This is a genomic window from Pectobacterium sp. HCp5_1, assembly GCF_032905925.1.
In the GTDB taxonomy this organism is placed as follows: domain Bacteria; phylum Pseudomonadota; class Gammaproteobacteria; order Enterobacterales; family Enterobacteriaceae; genus Pectobacterium; species Pectobacterium brasiliense_A.
In genome coordinates this window covers 71,650-90,620 of record NZ_JAUMIO010000008.1, presented here as the reverse complement: position 1 = coordinate 90,620, position 18,971 = coordinate 71,650, and the positions used below count along the sequence as shown (strand labels likewise).

13 protein-coding genes are annotated in these 18,971 nt (G+C 54.8%); 9 read left to right on the top strand and 4 right to left on the bottom strand.

Features of this window, described 5'->3' with window-relative positions; all coding sequences use genetic code 11:
• Positions 1–7: 7 nt before the first annotated feature.
• The 3 genes from Q3A88_RS08555 to Q3A88_RS08545 are packed head-to-tail and all read left to right on the top strand — an operon-like array spanning position 8 to position 6,116.
• Positions 8–1,723, top strand: a complete 1,716-nt coding sequence (locus tag Q3A88_RS08555) for an autotransporter assembly complex family protein (protein WP_317177745.1) — start codon at positions 8–10, stop codon at positions 1,721–1,723.
• A complete protein-coding gene (locus tag Q3A88_RS08550; RefSeq protein WP_317177733.1) occupies positions 1,720–5,757 on the top strand; it encodes a translocation/assembly module TamB domain-containing protein in 4,038 nt (1,345 codons plus the stop codon). Before Q3A88_RS08555 ends, Q3A88_RS08550 begins: the two co-directional genes overlap by 4 nt.
• A gap of 2 nt (positions 5,758–5,759) precedes the next feature.
• Positions 5,760–6,116, top strand: a complete 357-nt coding sequence (locus Q3A88_RS08545; RefSeq protein WP_317177732.1) for a gamma-glutamylcyclotransferase — start codon at positions 5,760–5,762, stop codon at positions 6,114–6,116.
• Positions 6,117–6,231: 115 nt separating this feature from the next.
• On the opposite strand, the gene ppa is transcribed toward Q3A88_RS08545, so the two are convergent.
• On the bottom strand, positions 6,232–6,762 hold the full coding sequence (gene ppa / locus Q3A88_RS08540) for an inorganic diphosphatase (protein ID WP_015841559.1): 531 nt from the start codon (positions 6,760–6,762) through the stop codon (positions 6,232–6,234).
• A gap of 249 nt (positions 6,763–7,011) precedes the next feature.
• Here ppa and Q3A88_RS08535 point away from each other — a divergent pair, with 249 nt between their 5' ends.
• The gene (locus tag Q3A88_RS08535) at positions 7,012–8,598 is read left to right on the top strand and encodes a methyl-accepting chemotaxis protein (protein WP_317177731.1); all 1,587 of its coding nucleotides are present in this window, start codon (positions 7,012–7,014) and stop codon (positions 8,596–8,598) included.
• A gap of 53 nt (positions 8,599–8,651) precedes the next feature.
• Here Q3A88_RS08535 and plsY read toward each other — a convergent pair whose 3' ends face one another.
• Complete coding sequence (gene plsY, locus Q3A88_RS08530; protein WP_317177730.1) at positions 8,652–9,287, bottom strand: glycerol-3-phosphate 1-O-acyltransferase PlsY; 636 nt, start codon at positions 9,285–9,287, stop codon at positions 8,652–8,654.
• 128 nt (positions 9,288–9,415) lie between these two features.
• Between plsY and folB the strand changes: the two genes are divergently transcribed.
• Together folB and bacA are read left to right on the top strand one after the other, a co-directional pair.
• Positions 9,416–9,769 carry a bifunctional dihydroneopterin aldolase/7,8-dihydroneopterin epimerase gene (gene folB / locus Q3A88_RS08525; protein ID WP_317177729.1) on the top strand — a complete coding sequence of 118 codons (354 nt, stop codon included), beginning with the start codon at positions 9,416–9,418 and terminating at the stop codon, positions 9,767–9,769.
• Positions 9,770–9,916: 147 nt separating this feature from the next.
• Positions 9,917–10,735, top strand: coding sequence for an undecaprenyl-diphosphate phosphatase (bacA, locus tag Q3A88_RS08520; protein WP_110162486.1), 819 nt, complete (start codon positions 9,917–9,919; stop codon positions 10,733–10,735).
• Between the two features lie 63 nt (positions 10,736–10,798).
• Here the strand turns inward: bacA and Q3A88_RS08515 are convergent, their stop codons facing one another.
• On the bottom strand, positions 10,799–12,043 hold the full coding sequence (locus tag Q3A88_RS08515) for a multifunctional CCA addition/repair protein (protein ID WP_317177728.1): 1,245 nt from the start codon (positions 12,041–12,043) through the stop codon (positions 10,799–10,801).
• Between the two features lie 108 nt (positions 12,044–12,151).
• The gene (locus tag Q3A88_RS08510) at positions 12,152–12,772 is read right to left on the bottom strand and encodes a TIGR04211 family SH3 domain-containing protein (protein ID WP_039277862.1); all 621 of its coding nucleotides are present in this window, start codon (positions 12,770–12,772) and stop codon (positions 12,152–12,154) included.
• Positions 12,773–13,092: 320 nt separating this feature from the next.
• Here Q3A88_RS08510 and Q3A88_RS08505 point away from each other — a divergent pair, with 320 nt between their 5' ends.
• The 3 genes from Q3A88_RS08505 to hldE all read left to right on the top strand — a co-directional run bounded on the left by Q3A88_RS08505 (position 13,093) and on the right by hldE (position 18,896).
• Positions 13,093–14,430 carry an inorganic triphosphatase gene (locus tag Q3A88_RS08505; protein ID WP_317177727.1) on the top strand — a complete coding sequence of 446 codons (1,338 nt, stop codon included), beginning with the start codon at positions 13,093–13,095 and terminating at the stop codon, positions 14,428–14,430.
• A 52-nt stretch (positions 14,431–14,482) separates the two neighbouring features.
• Positions 14,483–17,338: a bifunctional [glutamate--ammonia ligase]-adenylyl-L-tyrosine phosphorylase/[glutamate--ammonia-ligase] adenylyltransferase gene (glnE, locus tag Q3A88_RS08500; RefSeq protein WP_317177726.1), complete on the top strand. Its 2,856-nt coding sequence runs from the start codon at positions 14,483–14,485 to the stop codon at positions 17,336–17,338.
• Between the two features lie 121 nt (positions 17,339–17,459).
• A complete protein-coding gene (hldE, locus tag Q3A88_RS08495; protein ID WP_039283120.1) occupies positions 17,460–18,896 on the top strand; it encodes a bifunctional D-glycero-beta-D-manno-heptose-7-phosphate kinase/D-glycero-beta-D-manno-heptose 1-phosphate adenylyltransferase HldE in 1,437 nt (478 codons plus the stop codon).
• The last annotated feature ends 75 nt before the right edge of the window (positions 18,897–18,971 follow it).

The window sequence follows — 18,971 nt, the reverse complement described above, 5'->3', positions numbered from 1 at the left end:
TGGCCTGATGTGCGCACTGCTGATGCTGGCCCCAGAGAGCCAGGCGGCGAATGTGCGTCTGCAAGTCATGGGGCTGGAAGGGCAGTTACAAAAGAATGTACGGGCACGCTTATCGACCATTTCGGTTGATGAGGTGAATGCCGATGGGCGTTTCCGCTCACGCGTCGATGAAGCGATCCGTCAGGGATTACGTGCGCTCGGCTACTACGATCCACAGATTGGTTTCGAATTCCGGCCTGCCGTTAATGGCGGACGACCCGTACTGATTGCCACCGTGACTCCCGGTGAGCCGGTAAAAATTGCCGGGGTGAACATCACCCTGCGCGGTGGTGCGCATGACGATAAAGACTACCAACAACTGGTTAAAGACGATCGCCCTGAAATCGGTTCGGTGTTGAACCATGGCGATTTCGATCGCTTTAAAAGCGGGCTGAACGGTTTGTCATTACGCAAAGGCTATTTCGATGCGCGCTTCCAGCAAAGCCAGCTTGGCGTGATGCGGGAAGAGAGAGAGGCGTTTTGGGATATCGACTTTGACAGCGGCGAACGCTATCGCTTTGGCGCCGTACACTTTCAGGGCGCGCAAATCCTCGATGATTATCTGCAAAACCTGGTGCCGTTTCATGAAGGTGATGCTTACACCAGCGAAGACCTCGGTGAGTTAAACCGCCGTCTTTCTGCGACGGGGTGGTTTAATTCTGTCGTGGTCTCACCTGATTTCGAACGGTCGAAAAGCGACAAGGTGCTGCCGCTGGAAGCCGTGGTGACGCCACGAACCCGTAACCGTATTGAGACCGGCGTCGGCTATGCCACGGATGTTGGTCCACGCTTTAAAACGACCTGGAATAAGCCTTGGGTGAATTCACGGGGCCACAGTCTGGAAAGCAGCCTGAGCGTGTCCGCGCCGGAGCAATCACTCGATTTTAGCTACAAAATCCCCTTGCTGAAGAACCCGCTTGAGCAGTATTACCTGCTGCAAGGCGGCTTCAAGCGCGAAGACCTCAACGATACCAAATCCGATGGCACCACGCTGAACGTGGCACGCTACTGGGATCTCTCCAGCGGTTGGCAACGGGCGATTAACCTACGCTGGAGCCTCGATCACTTTACGCAGGCAAGCGTGACGGATACCACGATGCTGATCTATCCGGGCGTCAGCATTAACCGAACTCGCCAACGCGGCGGGCTGATGCCGGTGTGGGGCGATACGCAACGTTATTCTATCGACATTTCCGACACCACCTGGGGATCGGATATCGACTTTGCCGTGGTTCAGGCGCAAAACGTCTGGATTCGTACGCTGGCGGATAAACACCGCTTTGTCGCGCGCGGCAATCTGGGCTGGATTGAAACCAATAATTTCTCCCGCGTCCCGCCTTCACTGCGTTTCTTTGCTGGTGGCGATCGCAGCATCCGTGGGTATAAGTACAAATCTATTTCGCCGCGCGACAGCGATGGCAAACTGACCGGTGCGTCCAAGCTGGCGACCGGCTCGCTCGAATACCAATACAACGTCACGGGAAAATGGTGGGGCGCAGTTTTTGTTGATTCAGGTGAAGCAGTGAATGACATCAAACGGAGTAACTTCAAGACCGGCACGGGCGTCGGCGTACGCTGGGCCTCGCCGATTGGTCCGGTAAAACTCGATGTTGCTATGCCGATCGGCGATGCAGAGAAGAAGAACGATGTTCAGTTCTATATCGCGCTGGGGCCTGAATTATGATGGATGAGAAAAACGAAAAAAAAGCCCAGGATCCGGTGACAGAAGACAACGTCGCGCAGGATAACGCGCCGGTGACGCCAGCACGAAAAGGGCGCTGGTGGAAAAGGGTCGGCATTGGGTTTGTCGCCTTTTTACTGCTGCTCGTTGTTGGGTTGGGATTACTGGTAGGAACCACGCCAGGCCTGCATCTGTTGCTGAATACCGCAGCACGCGTGGTGCCGGGGCTGGACATTGTCAGCGTAAGCGGCGGCTGGCGTGATTTGACGCTAAAAAATGTTAGCTACCAAATGCCAGGTGTGACGGTAAAGAGCGAGGAGTTTCATCTGTCGCTTGCGTTAACGTGTCTGCGCAAAAGTCAGCTGTGCATCAATGACCTTTCGGCAAACCGCGTCGATGTGGTCGTAGATACTAAAGCCTTGCCTGTGGCAGAAGAGCCACCTCCGCCCTCAGAGCCCGTCACGGAGATCTCAGCACCTTTCCCTATTTCTCTGCATCAGCTGGTACTCAACAGCGTTCAGGTTACCGTCGATGACACGGCGATTTCACTGGGCGAATTCCGTACGGGAATGCAGTGGGAAGGGCGCGCGTTGACGCTGCTGCCGACCAAAATAAGCGCCCTGCTGGTGGCCTTACCGAAAACCCCTGTCGACGTGCTGGAAGATGGCAAAGTGACGGCGGCGGAAATGGCCGCAGTTATTAAAGAAACGGCGGCGAACGTGCGCGATGCGGCGGAGCAAGGCTCCTCGCAAACGCTTCACATCGATAACGCGCTGGCGGCAAACAATACCGTCGCGGCAGCCACCACCACGACACCGATACCGACGGCATCGACATCCAAAACGGATAGCACCTCTGACAAGCCTGCCGTGCCTGAACAACCGCTAGGTGAACGCCTTAGCGAGTTATTCTCCAAACCGCTATTACCTGATTTACCCCAGTTCACGCTGCCGTTGGATCTGAATATTGTCGAGATTCACGGTGAACAGCTACGGCTGACGGGCGATCAGGACATTTTGATTAATAACCTGTTCGTGCAGGCTTCGACCCAACAACAGCATTTGCGTCTGGACAAACTTATCGTCCAATCGCCGCAGGGCGGGCTGAATGTACGCGGTGAAGCGACGCTCAGCGAGAGCTGGCCTGTCTCGCTGACGGCGAACGGCGTGCTGAACGTCGATCCGATCAAAGGCGAGAAGCTGAAACTGACGGTTGATGGCGGCCTACGCGAACAGTTGAATGTGGCGCTGAACCTCTCTGGGCCGCAGCGTGCCCAGTTGGATCTGCAAACCAAACTGGCGGAAGCCGGGCTGCCGCTGGCGTTGACGCTGCAAACCGAACGCGTGCGCTGGCCGCTGACGGGCGCGACGCAGTATCAAGCTGATAACGTCAGGCTGCGTTTTAACGGCAAAGCGACCGACTATGCGCTGTCGCTGCGCGGCGATCTGAGTGGGGCGGACATTCCCCCCGCGACGCTGCTGCTGGATGGCAAAGGTAACGAACAGCAGTTTACGCTAAGCCGCCTGCGGTTGGCGGCATTGCAGGGGAATGCCGACCTGACGGCGCTTATCGACTGGAGCAAAGCCATAAGCTGGCGCAGCGAGCTACTGCTGAACGGGATTAACACCGCGAAACAGTGGCCTGAATGGCCCGCGAAAATAGATGGCAAGATAACGACACGCGGCAGCGTCTATGGCGGTAGCTGGCAGTTGCAGGTGCCGGAACTGCGTCTGGACGGCAACGTGAAAGCGAATAAGCTCACGGCCAGAGGTGAACTGCGCGGTAACGCGGCGGGACAGTGGACAATTCCAGCGCTGAATCTGGCGTTAGGCCGCAACCAACTGAACGTCAAAGGCGATCTGAGCGATAAGTGGCAGTTGGATGCTGACATCAATGCGCCGTCGCTGGACGGTATGTTGCCCGGTCTGGCGGGGCGTGCTATCGGCACACTCAAACTCCGTGGCAATCTGCGTGAACCGCAGATGCTGGTGGATATCACGGCGTCCGGCCTGCGCTGGCAGGCGATGACGATTAGCAGTGTGAGGGTGGAAGGCGATGTGCGCTCTGAGCAGCAGATTCAGGGCAAGCTGGCCGTGCGTCTTGAAGCGCTAAAGCAGGATGGCCTGAATATTGCGCTGTTGACGCTGGATGCCAGCGGCAACGAAAAGCAGCACCAGCTTCGCCTGAATATGCAGGGCGAACCGGTCGCGGGGCAACTGGCACTTTCGGGCAGCTTTGATCGTCAGGAACAGCGCTGGCGCGGCACGCTGAACAATACCCGCTTCGACACGCCGGTGGGTGAATGGCGTCTGACGCAGGATATGGCGTTGGATTACCTGAATGCGCAGCAGAAGATCACCATCGGCACGCACTGCTGGCGGAATCCGAATGCAGAGCTTTGTGTTCCAAAAGCGATTGAGGCCGGACCGAGCGGACAGGCGAGCATTCGACTGAACCGCTTCGATCTCGCCATGCTGAAACCGTTCCTGACGGCGGATACCGTGCTGGCCGGGACGTTCACCGGCGGTGCCGATATCAGCTGGCAGGCGGGGCAAGGCTTACCGCAGGCGAAAGTGTCGCTGGTGGGCAACGGCGTCAGCGTTCGCCAGCAGATGCAGGGCAACACGCTGCCGATTGATTTCGATACCTTTACGCTGAATGCCGGACTCGATCGCGGGCGGGCGCAGCTTGGCTGGCTGATGGCGATCCGTGAGAACGGGCGCTTCAGCGGTGATATTCAGGTGACCGACCCACAGGGCCGACGCAACCTCGGCGGCAGCGTCACGATCAACACTATTTCGCTGGCGTTGCTCAACCCTGCGTTGAGTAAAGGAGAAAAAGCAGCGGGGATTCTGAATGCGAACCTGCGTCTGGCGGGGGATGCGGCGCGTCCTCAGATCTTTGGCCAGATGGTGCTGGAGCGGTTGGATATTGACGGCAACTGGATGCCGGTCGATCTGACCAACGGGCGGCTGGCGGTGAATTTCAGTGGGATGTCGTCAACACTGCAAGGCTTCCTGAAAACGGATAACGGGCAGTTGAACCTCGGCGGGAACGCGGACTGGTCGCAGCCTGATGCTTGGCGTGCGCGCATTGCGGCGAAAGGCCAGAAGCTGCGTGTGACGATTCCGCCGATGGCGCGGCTGGATGTCTCACCGGATATTGTCTTCGAAGCCACGCCGCAGCTGTTCGCGTTAAACGGTTCGGTCAGTATTCCGTGGGCGCGCATCGTGGTTAAAGACATGCCGGAAAGTGCGGTGGCGGTGTCATCGGATGAAGTGATGCTGGATGCCCAGCGCCAGCCGCTGAAGAAAGCCAGCGCCGCGATTCCGATTAACAGTAACCTGACGATCCGCGTTGGTAATGATGTACAGCTGGATGCGTTCGGGCTGGCGGCTCGCCTACAGGGCGACCTGAAAATGGTTCAGGACGAGCGCGGATTAGGGCTGAACGGCCAGATCGACATTCCATCTGGCCGCTTTAAAGCCTACGGACAGGATCTGATCGTCCGCAAAGGGCTGATTCTGTTCTCCGGCCCGCCGGATCAGCCGATCCTGAATATCGAAGCCATTCGTAACCCAGACAACACGGAGAATGACGTCATTGCCGGCGTGCGGGTTACTGGCATGGCGGCGACACCGAAGCTGGAAGTCTTCTCCGATCCGGCGATGTCACAGCAGGAAGCGCTCTCTTATCTGCTGCGTGGACAGGGTTTGGACAGCGGTGGAGCAGATAGCTCGGCAATGACCTCAATGTTAGTCGGTTTAGGGGTTGCACAAAGTGGTCAAGTTGTGGGTAAAATCGGCGAGGCCTTTGGCGTAAGTAATTTAGCTCTGGATACACAGGGTGTTGGCGATAATTCTCAGGTTGTCGTCAGCGGCTACGTCCTTCCGGGTCTGCAAGTGAAATATGGTGTTGGCATATTCGATTCTTTGGCAACGTTAACGCTACGTTATCGCCTGATGCCAAAACTATACTTGGAAGCGGTGTCTGGAATTAGCCAGGCATTAGATGTGCTCTATCAGTTTGAGTTCTAGCGATGCGAATTATTGTTTACGGCAGTTTACGACGCAAACAGGGAAACAGTCATTGGATGACAAATGCGCAATGGTTAGGAGATTGTCAGCTCGCAGGTTTCGAGTTGTACGATCTCGGCCATTATCCGGCAGTGGTACCCGGTGATGGAGAGATCCATTGCGAGGTCTATCGCATTAGTTCGTCGATTTTGACAGAACTGGATGCCTTAAAGCGGGACGGCCACGAATACCAACGTGAGCTGATTCGTACGCCTCTGGGCAGTGCCTGGATCTATCTGTACAAGCACCCTGTTGCAGGGCTGACGCGTATTGCCAGTGGTGACTGGCTAAAGCGCAGCGAAGAAGATGAAGAGGCTTGAGGCAGAGTAGCCAATCAAGTCATGGTCGCTATAAATAAAAACACCGCGCAAGGCGGTGTTTTTGATCATGCAATATCTTGAGCCCGTAAGGGCTTTAAGGCATATCGTGTGGCGCTTATTTGTTTTTCGCGCGCTCGAAGGAAGCAACGATCTCAGCTTTCGCCGCAGCAGCGTTATCCCAACCTTCCACTTTCACCCACTTGCCTTTTTCCAGATCTTTGTAGTGCTCAAAGAAGTGGCCGATCTGTGCACGCAGCAGTTCAGGCAGGTCGTTAACGTCTTTAATGTGATCGTATTCTTTGGTCAGTTTGCTGTGCGGAACGGCAACCAGCTTGGCATCTTCGCCTGCTTCGTCGGTCATTTTCAGCACGCCAACAGGGCGGCAGCGGATCACTGAGCCAGGCTGCAACGGATACGGGGTCGGAACCAGAACGTCAACCGGGTCGCCATCCAGAGACAGCGTGTGGTTGATGTAGCCGTAGTTGCATGGGTAGAACATGGCCGTAGACATGAAACGGTCTACAAACAGCGCGCCGGTATCTTTATCAATTTCATATTTGATTGGATCGGCATTCGCGGGGATTTCAATCACTACATAGATATCTTCTGGCAGATCTTTACCTGCTGGAACATCGTTCAGACTCATGTCAGTTTCCTTCTCTTAAAACCTGAAATAGCGTGGCCGTCATTATAGCCAAAAAGCGTTTAATGTCCCTGATTTTTAGCGTATGCAAGGCGCGATGCGCTTGCGCGAGTCGTTTAAGTAAAAATACTTTCGTTACTAAAGTTTCTTTAAAGAAAGCAGGCTTGCTACCGATAGGAAGATGATCTGGATCACGTTATGTGGAGCATTTCTCCGCATTTATTTGTCATTTGTAATATCAGGGAAACAAAAATGTTAAGAAGTATCACAATCAAGACGAGCTTGATTGCTTTGTTAGGAACGATGGTACTGCTGTTATTGCTGGTGTGCGGAATTGGCATCACCTCAATCAATCAGGGAATCACGTCGCTGACGACAATCGACAAGATTCAGGGCAAAGAAGTCACGGCGCTGGCGGGGAGCTATACCGCTTCACTGCGTGCAAGAACGGGGGCTGCGTTGGCGGCTCGTCAGATGGACATCGGGCAAATCGATCTGGCGAATGCATCGATCGAGAGAGCAGAGGCCTACACGGCGCTTTCCCGCAAAGAAATGGCACGCTTTCTTTCCTACGGTACCGTCACGGAGCGCGGTGCCAAAATGGCGGCAGAGGTTAAAAGCAACTACGAACAATACATGAATCTTGGCGTGCAGCCGATGCTGGATGCGCTGAAACTCGGCGATGTCGCGGCCTATTACGTGCTGTTTCAGGACGTGTTACCACCGCTCAGCGTTAAGATGGATAAGGCCGCGAACGAATTCCGTGATTTCGGTCTGGAAGTCGGGGAAAACATGCTCGCAGAAGCGGAAAGCTTCGCGTTCAACCGTTTGATGATCATCGGCATTGCCTGTATATCCGTTCTGCTGCTGGTGTTGGCAGCCTGGATTGCCTTGAAGCGTTCTATCCTGTCCCCGCTTGAAGAGACGGTCGGTCAACTGGAGTTTATTGCCCGTGGTGATTTGACCCAGCACATTCCCGATGGCGGCAGTAATGAAATTGGCCGCCTGATTCAGGCGATGAAGGCCATGCAGTATTCGTTGGCAACCGCTGTGAGCCGTGTCCGTGATGCCGGTATGCAGATTGACGTCGGTACGCGCGAGCTGTCTTCCGGCAATACGCATTTAGCCGCGCGTACGGAAGAGTCAGCCTCCTCGCTGGAAGAAACCGCAGCCAGCATGGAGCAGTTGACCGCGACAGTGACGCTGAATGCGGAAAGTGCAGAGCAAGCGCATACGCTGGCGCAAAATGTATCCGATATTGCGAATAAAGGCAGCGAAACCGTGAGGAGCATGATTGAGAAAATGCAGATGATCTCCAGTAGCTCCGCACGCATTGGCGATATTCTGGCTGTGATTGACGGCATCGCGTTCCAGACCAATATTCTGGCGCTGAATGCGGCGGTTGAAGCCGCACGTGCGGGTGAGCAGGGGCGTGGATTTGCGGTGGTGGCGGGTGAAGTCCGCAGTCTGGCGCAGCGCAGTGCGCAATCGGCTAAAGAGATCAAAATGCTGATGGAAGAGTCTCAAAGTCGCGTCAGTGAAGGCACCGTGATGGCGAAAATGGCGGGCGAAACGATGAATGACGTTTCTGACGCCGTGGCGCGCGTGACATCCCTGATGCGTGAGATCTCAACGGCCACGCGTGAGCAAAGCAATGGTATTGGGCAGGTGAATCTGGCGGTATCGCAAATGGATGAAGTCGCACAGCAAAATGCGTCTCTGGTAGAAGAGTCCGCTGCTGCCACGCGCTCACTGGAAGATCAGGCGCGCCTGCTGGCAGAAAGTATGTCTCAGTTTAAAGTGCAATCGCAGGAATTTGCCGCCATCGGCCGATTCTAATTCCCCGTCATCTTTCATAAAAAAATTCCCGTGAAAACGGGAATTTTTTTGTCTTATTCTTCGGAGGACGTTTGTTCGTCTTCTGGCTGCTTCTTCTTGCGTAGCTTATTCCAGATTTTACTTTCCTGTCCGCGCCAGAGGCGTTGGATATTATCATGATGACGCATCAGTATCAGGCAAGAGAGCATCGCGACGGGGAAGGTAAACTGTGGCTTGAACCACCAGACATAAAACGGCGCGATGAGCGCACTGACAATCGCGCCCAGCGAGGAATAGCCGCTCAGCAGCACGGTCAGTAGCCAGGTGCCGGTCATCAGGCCTGTCAAATCCCAGCCGATAGGAGCAATGGCACCCAGCGCCGTTGCCACACCTTTGCCACCGCGAAAGTGGAAAAAGACGGGATAGATATGGCCGAGGCAGGCGGCGATAGCGGTTAACCCGAGATATAGCGGGGGAATGCCCAGCGCGTAAGCAGCCCACACTGGCAGCATGCCTTTCAGAACATCAAACACCAATACGGTTGCAGCGGCCGCTTTGCCGCCAATACGCAATACGTTAGTGGCTCCGGGGTTCCCGGAACCATGCTGGCGCGGGTCGGGTAGCCCAGCAATTCTGCAAAACAAAATCGCACTGGAAATAGAGCCACACAGATACGCGATTAACATCATACCAAGCGCGGTAACACTCATAACGCTATTCCGTTTAGTTTGTATAGAGAGACGTTTAATAAGGGTCGTTTTACTCTTCTCATCTGTGGATAATACGCACATTCCGTCGGAAGTGGTATCCGACAGCGACAAAAACAGAGAATGGCGTGATGGATATCGTATTTATTGAAGAACTTACTGTAATCACAACTATTGGTGTTTACGATTGGGAACAGACCATCCAGCAGAAACTGGTGTTCGATATCGAAATGGGCTGGGATAACCGTCAGGCAGCCGGCAGTGACGATGTTAACGACTGCCTGAGCTATGCCGATGTCAGCGAGGCGGTGATTGCCCATGTGGCAAACCAGCGCTTTGCTCTGGTGGAACGCGTTGCTGAAGAAGTCGCACACATGCTGATGCAGCGCTTCTCGATCCCCTGGCTGCGGATCAAGCTCAGCAAGCCGGGCGCTGTCGCGCAGGCGCGTCAGGTTGGCGTCATTATTGAGCGCGGCACACGATAAATCTGATTTAACAGAATAAATACTGATTTACGTGCAACTAAACCATAACCCAAATAGTCTATAAGCCAGTTATAGCGGCTCGCGAAAGTACGCGGCCGCTTTTTTATGGGCTGAATTTTCGTTTTTATTAAAGGCAAGGATTTTTAGATGACTGACCTGCATTCATTGCTAATCGCATTTATTCTTGGCGTGGTCGAAGGACTGACCGAGTTTTTGCCCGTATCGTCTACGGGGCATATGATTATTGTTGGTCATTGGTTAGGGTTTGTTGATGAGAAAGCCAAGACGTTTGAAGTGATTATTCAGCTTGGCTCGATTCTGGCCGTTGTCGTGATGTTCTGGCGCCGTCTCTTTGGTCTGATTGGGATTCACTTCGGTGAAGTCCCGCATGAGGGGAATACGGCGGGTCGTTTGAAACTGACGCACATCTTACTGGCGATGATTCCTGCTGTGGTGCTGGGGCTGGTTTTTCATGACGTGATCAAATCGCTGTTTTACCCACAGAACGTGATGTATGCGCTGGTTGTCGGTGGTTTCCTGCTGTTGGCGGCGGAATGGTTCAAGCCTAAAAAACCGCGCGCCGTCGGGCTGGATGACATCACGCATCGTCAGGCATTTATGATTGGTTGTTTTCAATGTCTGGCGCTGTGGCCCGGTTTTTCACGTTCGGGCGCGACCATTTCCGGTGGGATGCTGGTGGGCGTCAGCCGCTATGCGGCTTCCGAGTTCTCTTTTATTCTGGCGGTTCCCATGATGATGGGCGCGACCGTTCTGGATCTGTATAAAAGCTGGCATTTCCTGTCGCTGTCCGATGTACCGATGTTTGCTGTTGGTTTTGTGACGGCGTTTATCGTGGCGCTGATTGCGATTAAAACCTTCCTGAAAATCATCAAACGCATCTCGTTTGTCCCGTTTGCGATTTACCGTTTTATCGTCGCGGGCGTCGTTTACATGGTGTTTATGTAAGACTGAGAGTGTCGGGAGTCGTTAGATAAAGAAGAGGCCACGCATTAGCGTGGCCTCTTTGTTTCAGGATGGGGCTGAGGCATCAGGCTGCTGTGCTTTCCAGTCTGCCAATGCCTGAGTGCGGCGCCGTGTCAGCTCATTACGCACGTCAATACCTTTAAAACCGTCGGCGACGACATCCGCACTGCTAACCAGGCTGGCAACGCGGAAGGCTTCACGCAGATAGTCGCCTTGCGGATAAGGCGTATCTTCGAACCCCGCCCGCCCTCGAGCATCGGCTTCGCTAGTGAGCGCTAACTGCTCCAAACGCTGCGGCTTGCGCCAGACGTCAATGGCATCAAATAGCTTCAGCAGGGTCTTAGGTTGCAACACCTGCACGGTATGAATCAGGTCATGATATTCGGCAACCAGTTTCGCCAGATCGCGAATCGGGTTAGGCACGCGCAGGCGCTGACACAGGGCTTCGACCAGTTTGACCCCCGCCGGCCCATGCCCGTGATGCCGCGGCCACAGTTCGGGAGGCGTCAGCCCTTTCCCTAAATCGTGGCACAGCGTGGCAAAGCGTACGTCAATCTCAGGGCTGAGGCGCGCGGCCATCGCCACCGTCATCATGGTATGAATGCCGGTATCGATTTCTGGGTGCCATTTGGCGGGAGCTGGCACGCCGTACAGGTTATCGATTTCAGGGAACAGTACGGCCAGCGCGCCACAGTCACGCAGCACCTGAAAATAGACATCTGGCGATGAGGTGCCAAGCGCTTTTTCCGTCTCTTTCCAGACACGCTCCGGCGTCAGATAAGCCAGCTCACCCTCATGCGCCATTTTTTGCATCAGCGCCATGGTTTCTTCGGCAATCTGGAAGCCGAGATGAGCAAAACGCGCGGCAAAACGGGCGACGCGCAGCACCCGTAACGGATCTTCGCTGAATGCGTCGGAAACGTGGCGCAGCACGCGATTCTCAAGATCGCGACGACCGTGATAAGGATCGATAAGGTCGCCTCGCTCGGTGCGGGCAATCGCGTTGATGGTCAAATCGCGGCGCAGCAAATCCTGCTCTAACGTGACATCGGGGGCGGCATGGCAGACAAAACCGGTATAGCCTTTGCCAGATTTGCGCTCGGTACGCGCGAGAGCGTATTCATCGCGGCTAACGGGGTGTAAGAAGACGGGGAAATCCTTTCCAACCTGCTGGTAACCCTGCTCAAGCAGGTTCTCCGGCGTCGCGCCGACCACCACCCAATCTTTCTCGGTGACGGGTAAACCCAGCAGGCTGTCCCGAACAGCGCCGCCGACAAGGTAGATCTTCAACGTCGGGCTCCTGAATCAATAACCAATACTTCACCACATACTACCATCTTTGCGCCGCGGCGTTGGCCGCAAAGAAAAATGCCTGCAAGAAGCAGGCACGTGTTCCGATTAGCTCATCCAGCGGTCATTTTTCTTTTTGCGAGGGATGATGTGCGGCAACAGCAGACCCAGCAGCAAGCCTATGCCAGCCACGCCGCCGCCATACATAAACCACTGTAGAATGATGGTGCGCTGCTTATCGTCAAGCTGGACATTCGCCGCGCTGACTTTCTTCTGTGCGACGATAAGCTGTGTTTTCAGATCCTGATTTTCCTGACGCAACCCATTGATAACACCATCGCTGGCTGCAACTTTCTGCTGCATATCCGCGGTGCGTTGGTTCCAGGTCTGATCGATATTATTCAGTTTGTCAGTCAGGTCTTTTACCTGTTTTTCCAGCTCCGGTACTCGCGTGCGCAGGCTTGGCGTCTCGCTAAGCTGGTCGAGAGGAATCCAGGTGGTGCGGTTTTTATCATCACGAATCTGCGCATAGCCTGCACTTTCATTAACGCTGAGTAGCGTGACCTCAGTGCCAGCATTCACCGTGCCGACGATACGATATTGATTGCCCGGCCCGCTGTGGACATACGTCAATAACTCATCGGAAATATAGCGTTTTTCTTCCGCCTGTGCGGTCCAGCTCAGCGTGAGCGAAAATAAAGTAAAACAGAGTAAGCCTAATTTCTGCATAAGATCATCATGTTGCGTTAATGGTGGTCCGATAGTAGAGGCTTAAGTCTGACGAGGCAATGTATAAACCGAAATGAGAACAGTCTTAGAACCTCCCCATTAGGGCTATTCACACTAATAATGCCTGCTGGGATAAGTTCTTAGAAGGCGGTGAGCGGCGTGTTTAAGCGGGGGAAAGCGGTGTTGCCAATAGCAGCTTTGCATAAGAAATGCGCGCTTGTTCGCAGGTGAAAAAGAGTGTGTGCGGTAAGAGTAGTAAGCTGAAGTAAAATGTTATTTACTGACATGATAATGAATGTGGTCTTGGTGTTGTGAATGCTATGAGTGAAGAAATTGAGCTGAAGTTTATTGTTCATCCCGACAGCGTTGAATCGCTGCTGACGCAACTGGCTGACTGGGAGAGTGATTACAGTCAGTATGAGCACATGCGTGCCCAGCGTCTGAGCAATACCTATTATGAAACAGCGGATAATTACCTGCGCCGCAATGGCATCGGCCTGCGTATTCGTGGCGAAAATGAACGCTACGAAATGACGGCGAAAACGGCCGGCAAGGTGATTGGCGGGCTGCATCAACACCCAGAATATAACGTTGAGCTGGAGAAAGCTGAGCTGGATCTCAGCCTGTTTCCGGCGGAAGTCTGGCCGGAGGATTGCGATGTTGAGGCGCTACAATCGTCGCTCAATCCGCTGTTTAGTACGGATTTTACGCGTGAAAAGTGGGTGTTTACTTACTATCAAAGCGTGATTGAAGTTGCCTTCGATCGCGGTGAGATTCGTGCCGGAGATCTGAGTGAACCGCTGTGCGAGCTGGAGATGGAGCTTAAGGTCGGGCAGACCACCCATCTGCTGGAGCTGGCAAAGGAAATCGCGGAGTTTGGTGGTATGCGGCAGGGCAGCCTGAGTAAGGCGGCGCGCGGATACCATCTGGCTAAAGGTAACCCGGTTCGCGAGAGTCAGCCTCTTAATCGACTGGTTGTGGATCCAAAAACCAATATCGATCAAGCCATCCGCGCGGCGCTGGAACTGGGGTTGAGCCACTGGCAATACCACGAGGAACTGTGGGTAAGAGGGAATGCCTCTGCCCGTGAAGCCCTGCCAGAGGCCAGTGCGATGATGCGCGAAATGTTAGTGCTGGTGGGAGGCGTTGTGTTACGCAAGGTCACCACGCTTTTTCGCTCGGCACTCGCGACGCTGGAGGCCCGGCTACAAGGCTCCGACGGCGCGGAAGTGTGCTACAGCGTCGACTACCTGCAAAGTAAGTTGGTACTGACTTCCTGGCTTATCGAGTCTGGCTGGCGTGACCATATGGATAATAAAGATCGCATTAAGCTACAGGGATCGTTCAAACGCTTTGCCGACATTATGTTAAGCCGTAGCACGGCGGATCTGAAAAGCGCCTTTTCTTCTAAATTGACGGAAGCGCAGTACGAACAGCAAATCCCTCGTCTGCAACGTAATATCTGCGCGTTTCTTCTTTTATCCGGCGCTTATCCGGCGGAGCAGGTGGAAGCCTACATTTCACACTGGCGGGTATTGCTCCAGGAAATTGAACGGCTCGCCGCCGGACAGGCTCCTTCTGTCTATCTGGAAGCCTACCGTAAAGAGGCGTTGACCTTACCCCCGTTCTGGCTACATAGCGGCGGACCATCACAGTAACCGTTAACTGCCGCTTGTCAGTGAGGATAGGCGGCGCATCAAGGGAACCCCCATGTCGATACTTCCTTTGCCCGCTTTACCTGTGCTTCTGACGGAACAATCTCAGCGTGCTCTGTTGCGTTTGCGGGAAGCCGCACCTGATGAACCTATAACCGACAGTGACTCTGCTGTTCTGGCATTGAGCGATTTTGTCAGCGATGCGCTTGCACTCCATCCTGACTGGTGGCAAGGGATTCATCAGCAACCGCCGCAGCCCGAAGAGTGGCAGCATTATGCCGACTGGTTGAATAACGCTCTGGCCGATGTTAACGATGAAAATGCGTTGATGGCCGCGTTGCGCCAGTTTCGTCGCCATATGTTGACGCGAATTGCGTGGTCGCAGGCGCTGCAAACCAGTACGACGGAACACACGCTACGTCAGTTGAGTGAGCTGGCTGAGGTGGTGATCGTAGCGGCCAGAAGCTGGCTATATCAGGCCTGTTGTCGCGAGTGGGGCACACCTTGCAATGCGCAGGGCGTGGCTCAGCCTCTGCTGATTCTTGGCATGGGAAAACTGGGTGGGGGAGAACTTAACTTCTCTTCGGATATCGACCTGATCTTCGTCTATCCCGAAAATGGTCATACGCAAGGCGGGCGACGCGAGCTGGATAACGCGCAATTCTTCACGCGCTTGGGGCAACGGCTGATTAAGGTGCTGGACCAGCCGACCGTCGATGGTTTTGTTTACCGTGTGGATATGCGGCTACGTCCCTTTGGTGACAGCGGCCCGCTGGTGCTCAGCTTTGCGGCCATGGAAGATTATTATCAGGAGCAGGGCCGTGATTGGGAACGCTATGCCATGGTCAAAGCGCGCCTGATGGGGGGAATGGACGATGACTACAGTCAGGAATTGCGCAGTACGCTGAAGCCCTTTGTCTTCCGTCGCTATATCGATTTCAGCGTGATCCAGTCGCTGCGAAATATGAAGGGCATGATTGCCCGCGAAGTGCGTCGACGGGATCTGCGCAATAACATCAAGCTGGGTGCGGGCGGCATTCGTGAAATCGAATTTATCACGCAGGTTTTCCAACTGATTCGTGGCGGGCGTGAACCAGGATTGCAGGGGCGCTCGCTGCTGCCTACGCTCCAGCATGTAGGAACGCTGGGATTATTAACGCCGCAGCAGGTACTCGATCTCAGTACCTCTTACCTGTTTCTGCGTCGTTTAGAAAACTTGTTGCAGGCGATTGCCGATGAACAGACACAAACCTTGCCGGGTGATGAGCTGAATCAGCAGCGGCTGGCATGGGGAATGGGTTTTGACAACTGGGACACGCTGCAATCCATGCTGGAACAGCATATGCAGGCGGTGCGTCACGTCTTTGATGACCTGATTGGCGATGATGCGCCGGACAATAATGACATCCCTGAACATAGCAGCTATAGCAGCCTATGGCAGGACACGCTGGATGACGGCGAACTGGCTCCGCTGACGCCGCATCTCTCGGAAAGCGTGCGTGAAAAGCTGATGCGGACGATTGTGGAATTCCGTCACGATGTGGCGAAACGCACGATAGGGCCACGCGGGCGAGACGTGCTGGATCAGCTCATGCCGTGTTTGCTGGCGGAAGTCTGCGCTCGTCAGGAAGCAGATACGGTGCTGTCTCGTCTGACGCCGCTGCTGCTGGGGATCGTCACACGCACCACCTATCTTGAACTGCTGCTGGAGTCTCGTACTGCGCTCGGCCAACTGATTCGCCTGTGCGCGGCGTCGCCAATGGTGGCCAGCCAGTTGGCACGCTATCCCCTACTGCTGGATGAATTGCTCGATGCGTCAACGCTGTATCAGCCGACGGCACCGGGCGCGTATGCCGATGAGCTACGCCAGTATTTGATGCGCGTCCCTGAGGATGATGAAGAACAGCAGTTGGAAGCCGTTCGCCAGTTCAAGCAATCGCAGCAGCTACGCATCGCCGCAGGGGATATCGGTGGTGTACTGCCCGTGATGAAAGTGAGCGATCACTTAACGTATTTGGCGGAAGCGATTATCGCGGCCGTGGTTCAGCAGGCGTGGGGACAGATGGTGGCGCGCTATGGCCAGCCGTCCCATTTACAGCACCGTGAAGGCCGTGGGTTTGCCGTTATTGCCTATGGCAAGCTCGGCGGCTGGGAGCTGGGGTATAGCTCCGATCTGGATCTGGTGTTCTTGCTGGACTGCCCGTCGGATGTGATGACGGATGGCGAACGCAGTATTGATGGCCGCCAGTTCTACCTGCGCCTCGCGCAGCGTGTGATGCACCTGTTTAGCACCCGGACGTCATCAGGCATTTTGTATGAAGTGGATGCCCGTCTGCGGCCATCGGGCGCGGCGGGTATGCTGGTGAGTACGGTAGAAGCGTTTGATGAGTATCAGCGCAATGAGGCATGGACGTGGGAGCATCAGGCGCTGGTGCGCGCGCGTATGGTGTACGGCGAAAGCGGTGTGCAGCAAACATTTGAGTCTATTCGTCGCAGTATTCTGTGCGCAGAGCGTGACGCGGAGACGCTGCGAACCGAAGTGCGCGAAATGCGGGAAAAAATGCGCCAGCATCTGGCGAACAAAGATAAAGCACTCTTTGACATCAAAACGGATGCGGGCGGCATTACGGATATCGAATTCATTGCCCAGTATCTGATGCTACGTTACGCCGCTCAGGAACCGCGTTTGACCCGTTGGTCAGACAACGTGCGTATTCTGGAACTGATGGCGCAATATGGCGTAATGGAAGAGAGCGAAGCCAATGCGCTCAAGCTGGCCTACGTCACCATGCGCAATGAACTGCACCATCTGGCCTTGCAGGAGTTGTCCGGTCGGGTCAGCAAGGATCGGTTCGTTGCGGAGCGGGAGCAGGTGCTGGTGAGTTGGAATAAGTGGCTGGTGGGAGCGTAAGTTCCACCTATCTATATGGTCAAAATGTGTCGTGCGGTTTAGAGCCGCGCAGCAGTGGCGTGTATGATACGTGCCTATGATATTATTACGCGCATTATGCGAAATAAGCCTGGAGTAGAGGATGAAAGTGACGCTGCCTGATTTCCGTCAAGCGGGTGTATTAGTGGTCGGTGATGTCATGCTGGATCGTTACTGGTATGGGCCGACCAGCCGAATTTCACCAGAGGCACCCGTGCCTGTGGTCAAGGTTGATACGATCGAAGAGCGCCCAGGCGGCGCGGCGAACGTCGCAATGAACATCGCTGCATTGGGCGCGGGATCGCGTCTGGTGGGGTTAACGGGCATTGATGATGCCGCTCGCGCACTGAATGCCAAACTTGGCGAAGTGAATGTGAAGTGTGACTTTGTCGCTGTTCCTACGCATCCGACGATCACCAAGCTGCGCGTGCTGTCACGTAATCAGCAGTTGATCCGACTGGATTTCGAAGAGGGCTTTGAAGGGATTGATCCTCAGCCGATCATCGAGCGTATTCAACTGGCGCTGCCAAAAATTGGCGCGCTGGTGCTGTCTGACTATGCAAAAGGCGCATTAGCGCATGTGCAAACCATGATTCAGACGGCAAAAGCGGCGGGCGTTCCGGTGCTGATCGACCCGAAAGGCACGGATTTTGCCCGTTACCGTGGCGCGACGTTGCTGACGCCAAACCTGTCTGAGTTTGAAGCGGTGGCAGGGCGTTGCAAAACGGAAGACGAGCTGGTTGAGCGTGGTATGCAGTTGGTGGCCGATTACGATCTGTCCGCGTTGCTGATTACCCGTTCCGAGCAAGGGATGACGCTGCTACAGCCGGGCAAAGCACCGCTGCATTTGCCGACGCAGGCGCAGGAAGTGTACGACGTGACCGGTGCGGGCGATACCGTAATCGGTGTGTTGGCCGCTGCGCTGGCGGCAGGTAACCCGCTGGAAGAAGCCTGTTTCTTGGCGAATGCCGCCGCAGGCGTTGTCGTCGGCAAGCTGGGGACGTCCACGGTCACGCCGATTGAATTGGAAAATGCTATCCGCGGTCGTGCCGACACCGGATTTGGTGTCATGACCGAAGAACAGCTGAAACATGCCGTTGAACTGGCGCGTCAGCGTGGTGAAAAGATTGTGATGACCAACGGCTGCTTCGATATTCTGCACGCCGGACATGTGTCTTACCTGGCAAACGCCCGCAAACTTGGCGACCGGTTAATCGTTGCAGTAAACAGCGATGCCTCAACCAAACGCCTGAAGGGGCCGACTCGTCCCGTCAACCCGCTGCCGCAGCGGATGATCGTGCTGGGTGCACTGGAAGCCGTCGACTGGGTCGTGCCGTTTGAAGAAGATACGCCGCAGCGCCTGATTGCCAGCATTCTGCCGGACATTCTGGTGAAAGGTGGAGATTATCAGCCACATGAAATCGCCGGTAGTGAAGAAGTCTGGGCCAACGGTGGTGAAGTGAAAGTCCTGAACTTTGAGGACGGCTGTTCCACGACGAACATCATCAACACGATTAAAGCCAACACGTCTCAATCTTAAATGAAATAAAACTGACGGTGCTCGCAAGGTTTCGACGCCGTTAGGCCGCAAGCTAATGATTCTCGCTCTGGTAGA

Excerpts from the sequence above, each read along its gene's own strand:
- Q3A88_RS08555 (WP_317177745.1), top strand. The coding sequence starts at position 8 with ATGTGCGCACTGCTGATGCTGGCCCCAGAGAGCCAGGCGGCGAATGTG.
- Q3A88_RS08550 (WP_317177733.1), top strand. The coding sequence starts at position 1,720 with ATGATGGATGAGAAAAACGAAAAAAAAGCCCAGGATCCGGTGACAGAA.
- Q3A88_RS08545 (WP_317177732.1), top strand. The coding sequence starts at position 5,760 with ATGCGAATTATTGTTTACGGCAGTTTACGACGCAAACAGGGAAACAGT.
- ppa (WP_015841559.1), bottom strand. The coding sequence starts at position 6,762 with ATGAGTCTGAACGATGTTCCAGCAGGTAAAGATCTGCCAGAAGATATC.
- Q3A88_RS08535 (WP_317177731.1), top strand. The coding sequence starts at position 7,012 with ATGTTAAGAAGTATCACAATCAAGACGAGCTTGATTGCTTTGTTAGGA.
- plsY (WP_317177730.1), bottom strand. The coding sequence starts at position 9,287 with ATGAGTGTTACCGCGCTTGGTATGATGTTAATCGCGTATCTGTGTGGC.
- folB (WP_317177729.1), top strand. The coding sequence starts at position 9,416 with ATGGATATCGTATTTATTGAAGAACTTACTGTAATCACAACTATTGGT.
- bacA (WP_110162486.1), top strand. The coding sequence starts at position 9,917 with ATGACTGACCTGCATTCATTGCTAATCGCATTTATTCTTGGCGTGGTC.
- Q3A88_RS08510 (WP_039277862.1), bottom strand. The coding sequence starts at position 12,772 with ATGCAGAAATTAGGCTTACTCTGTTTTACTTTATTTTCGCTCACGCTG.
- Q3A88_RS08505 (WP_317177727.1), top strand. The coding sequence starts at position 13,093 with ATGAGTGAAGAAATTGAGCTGAAGTTTATTGTTCATCCCGACAGCGTT.
- glnE (WP_317177726.1), top strand. The coding sequence starts at position 14,483 with ATGTCGATACTTCCTTTGCCCGCTTTACCTGTGCTTCTGACGGAACAA.
- hldE (WP_039283120.1), top strand. The coding sequence starts at position 17,460 with ATGAAAGTGACGCTGCCTGATTTCCGTCAAGCGGGTGTATTAGTGGTC.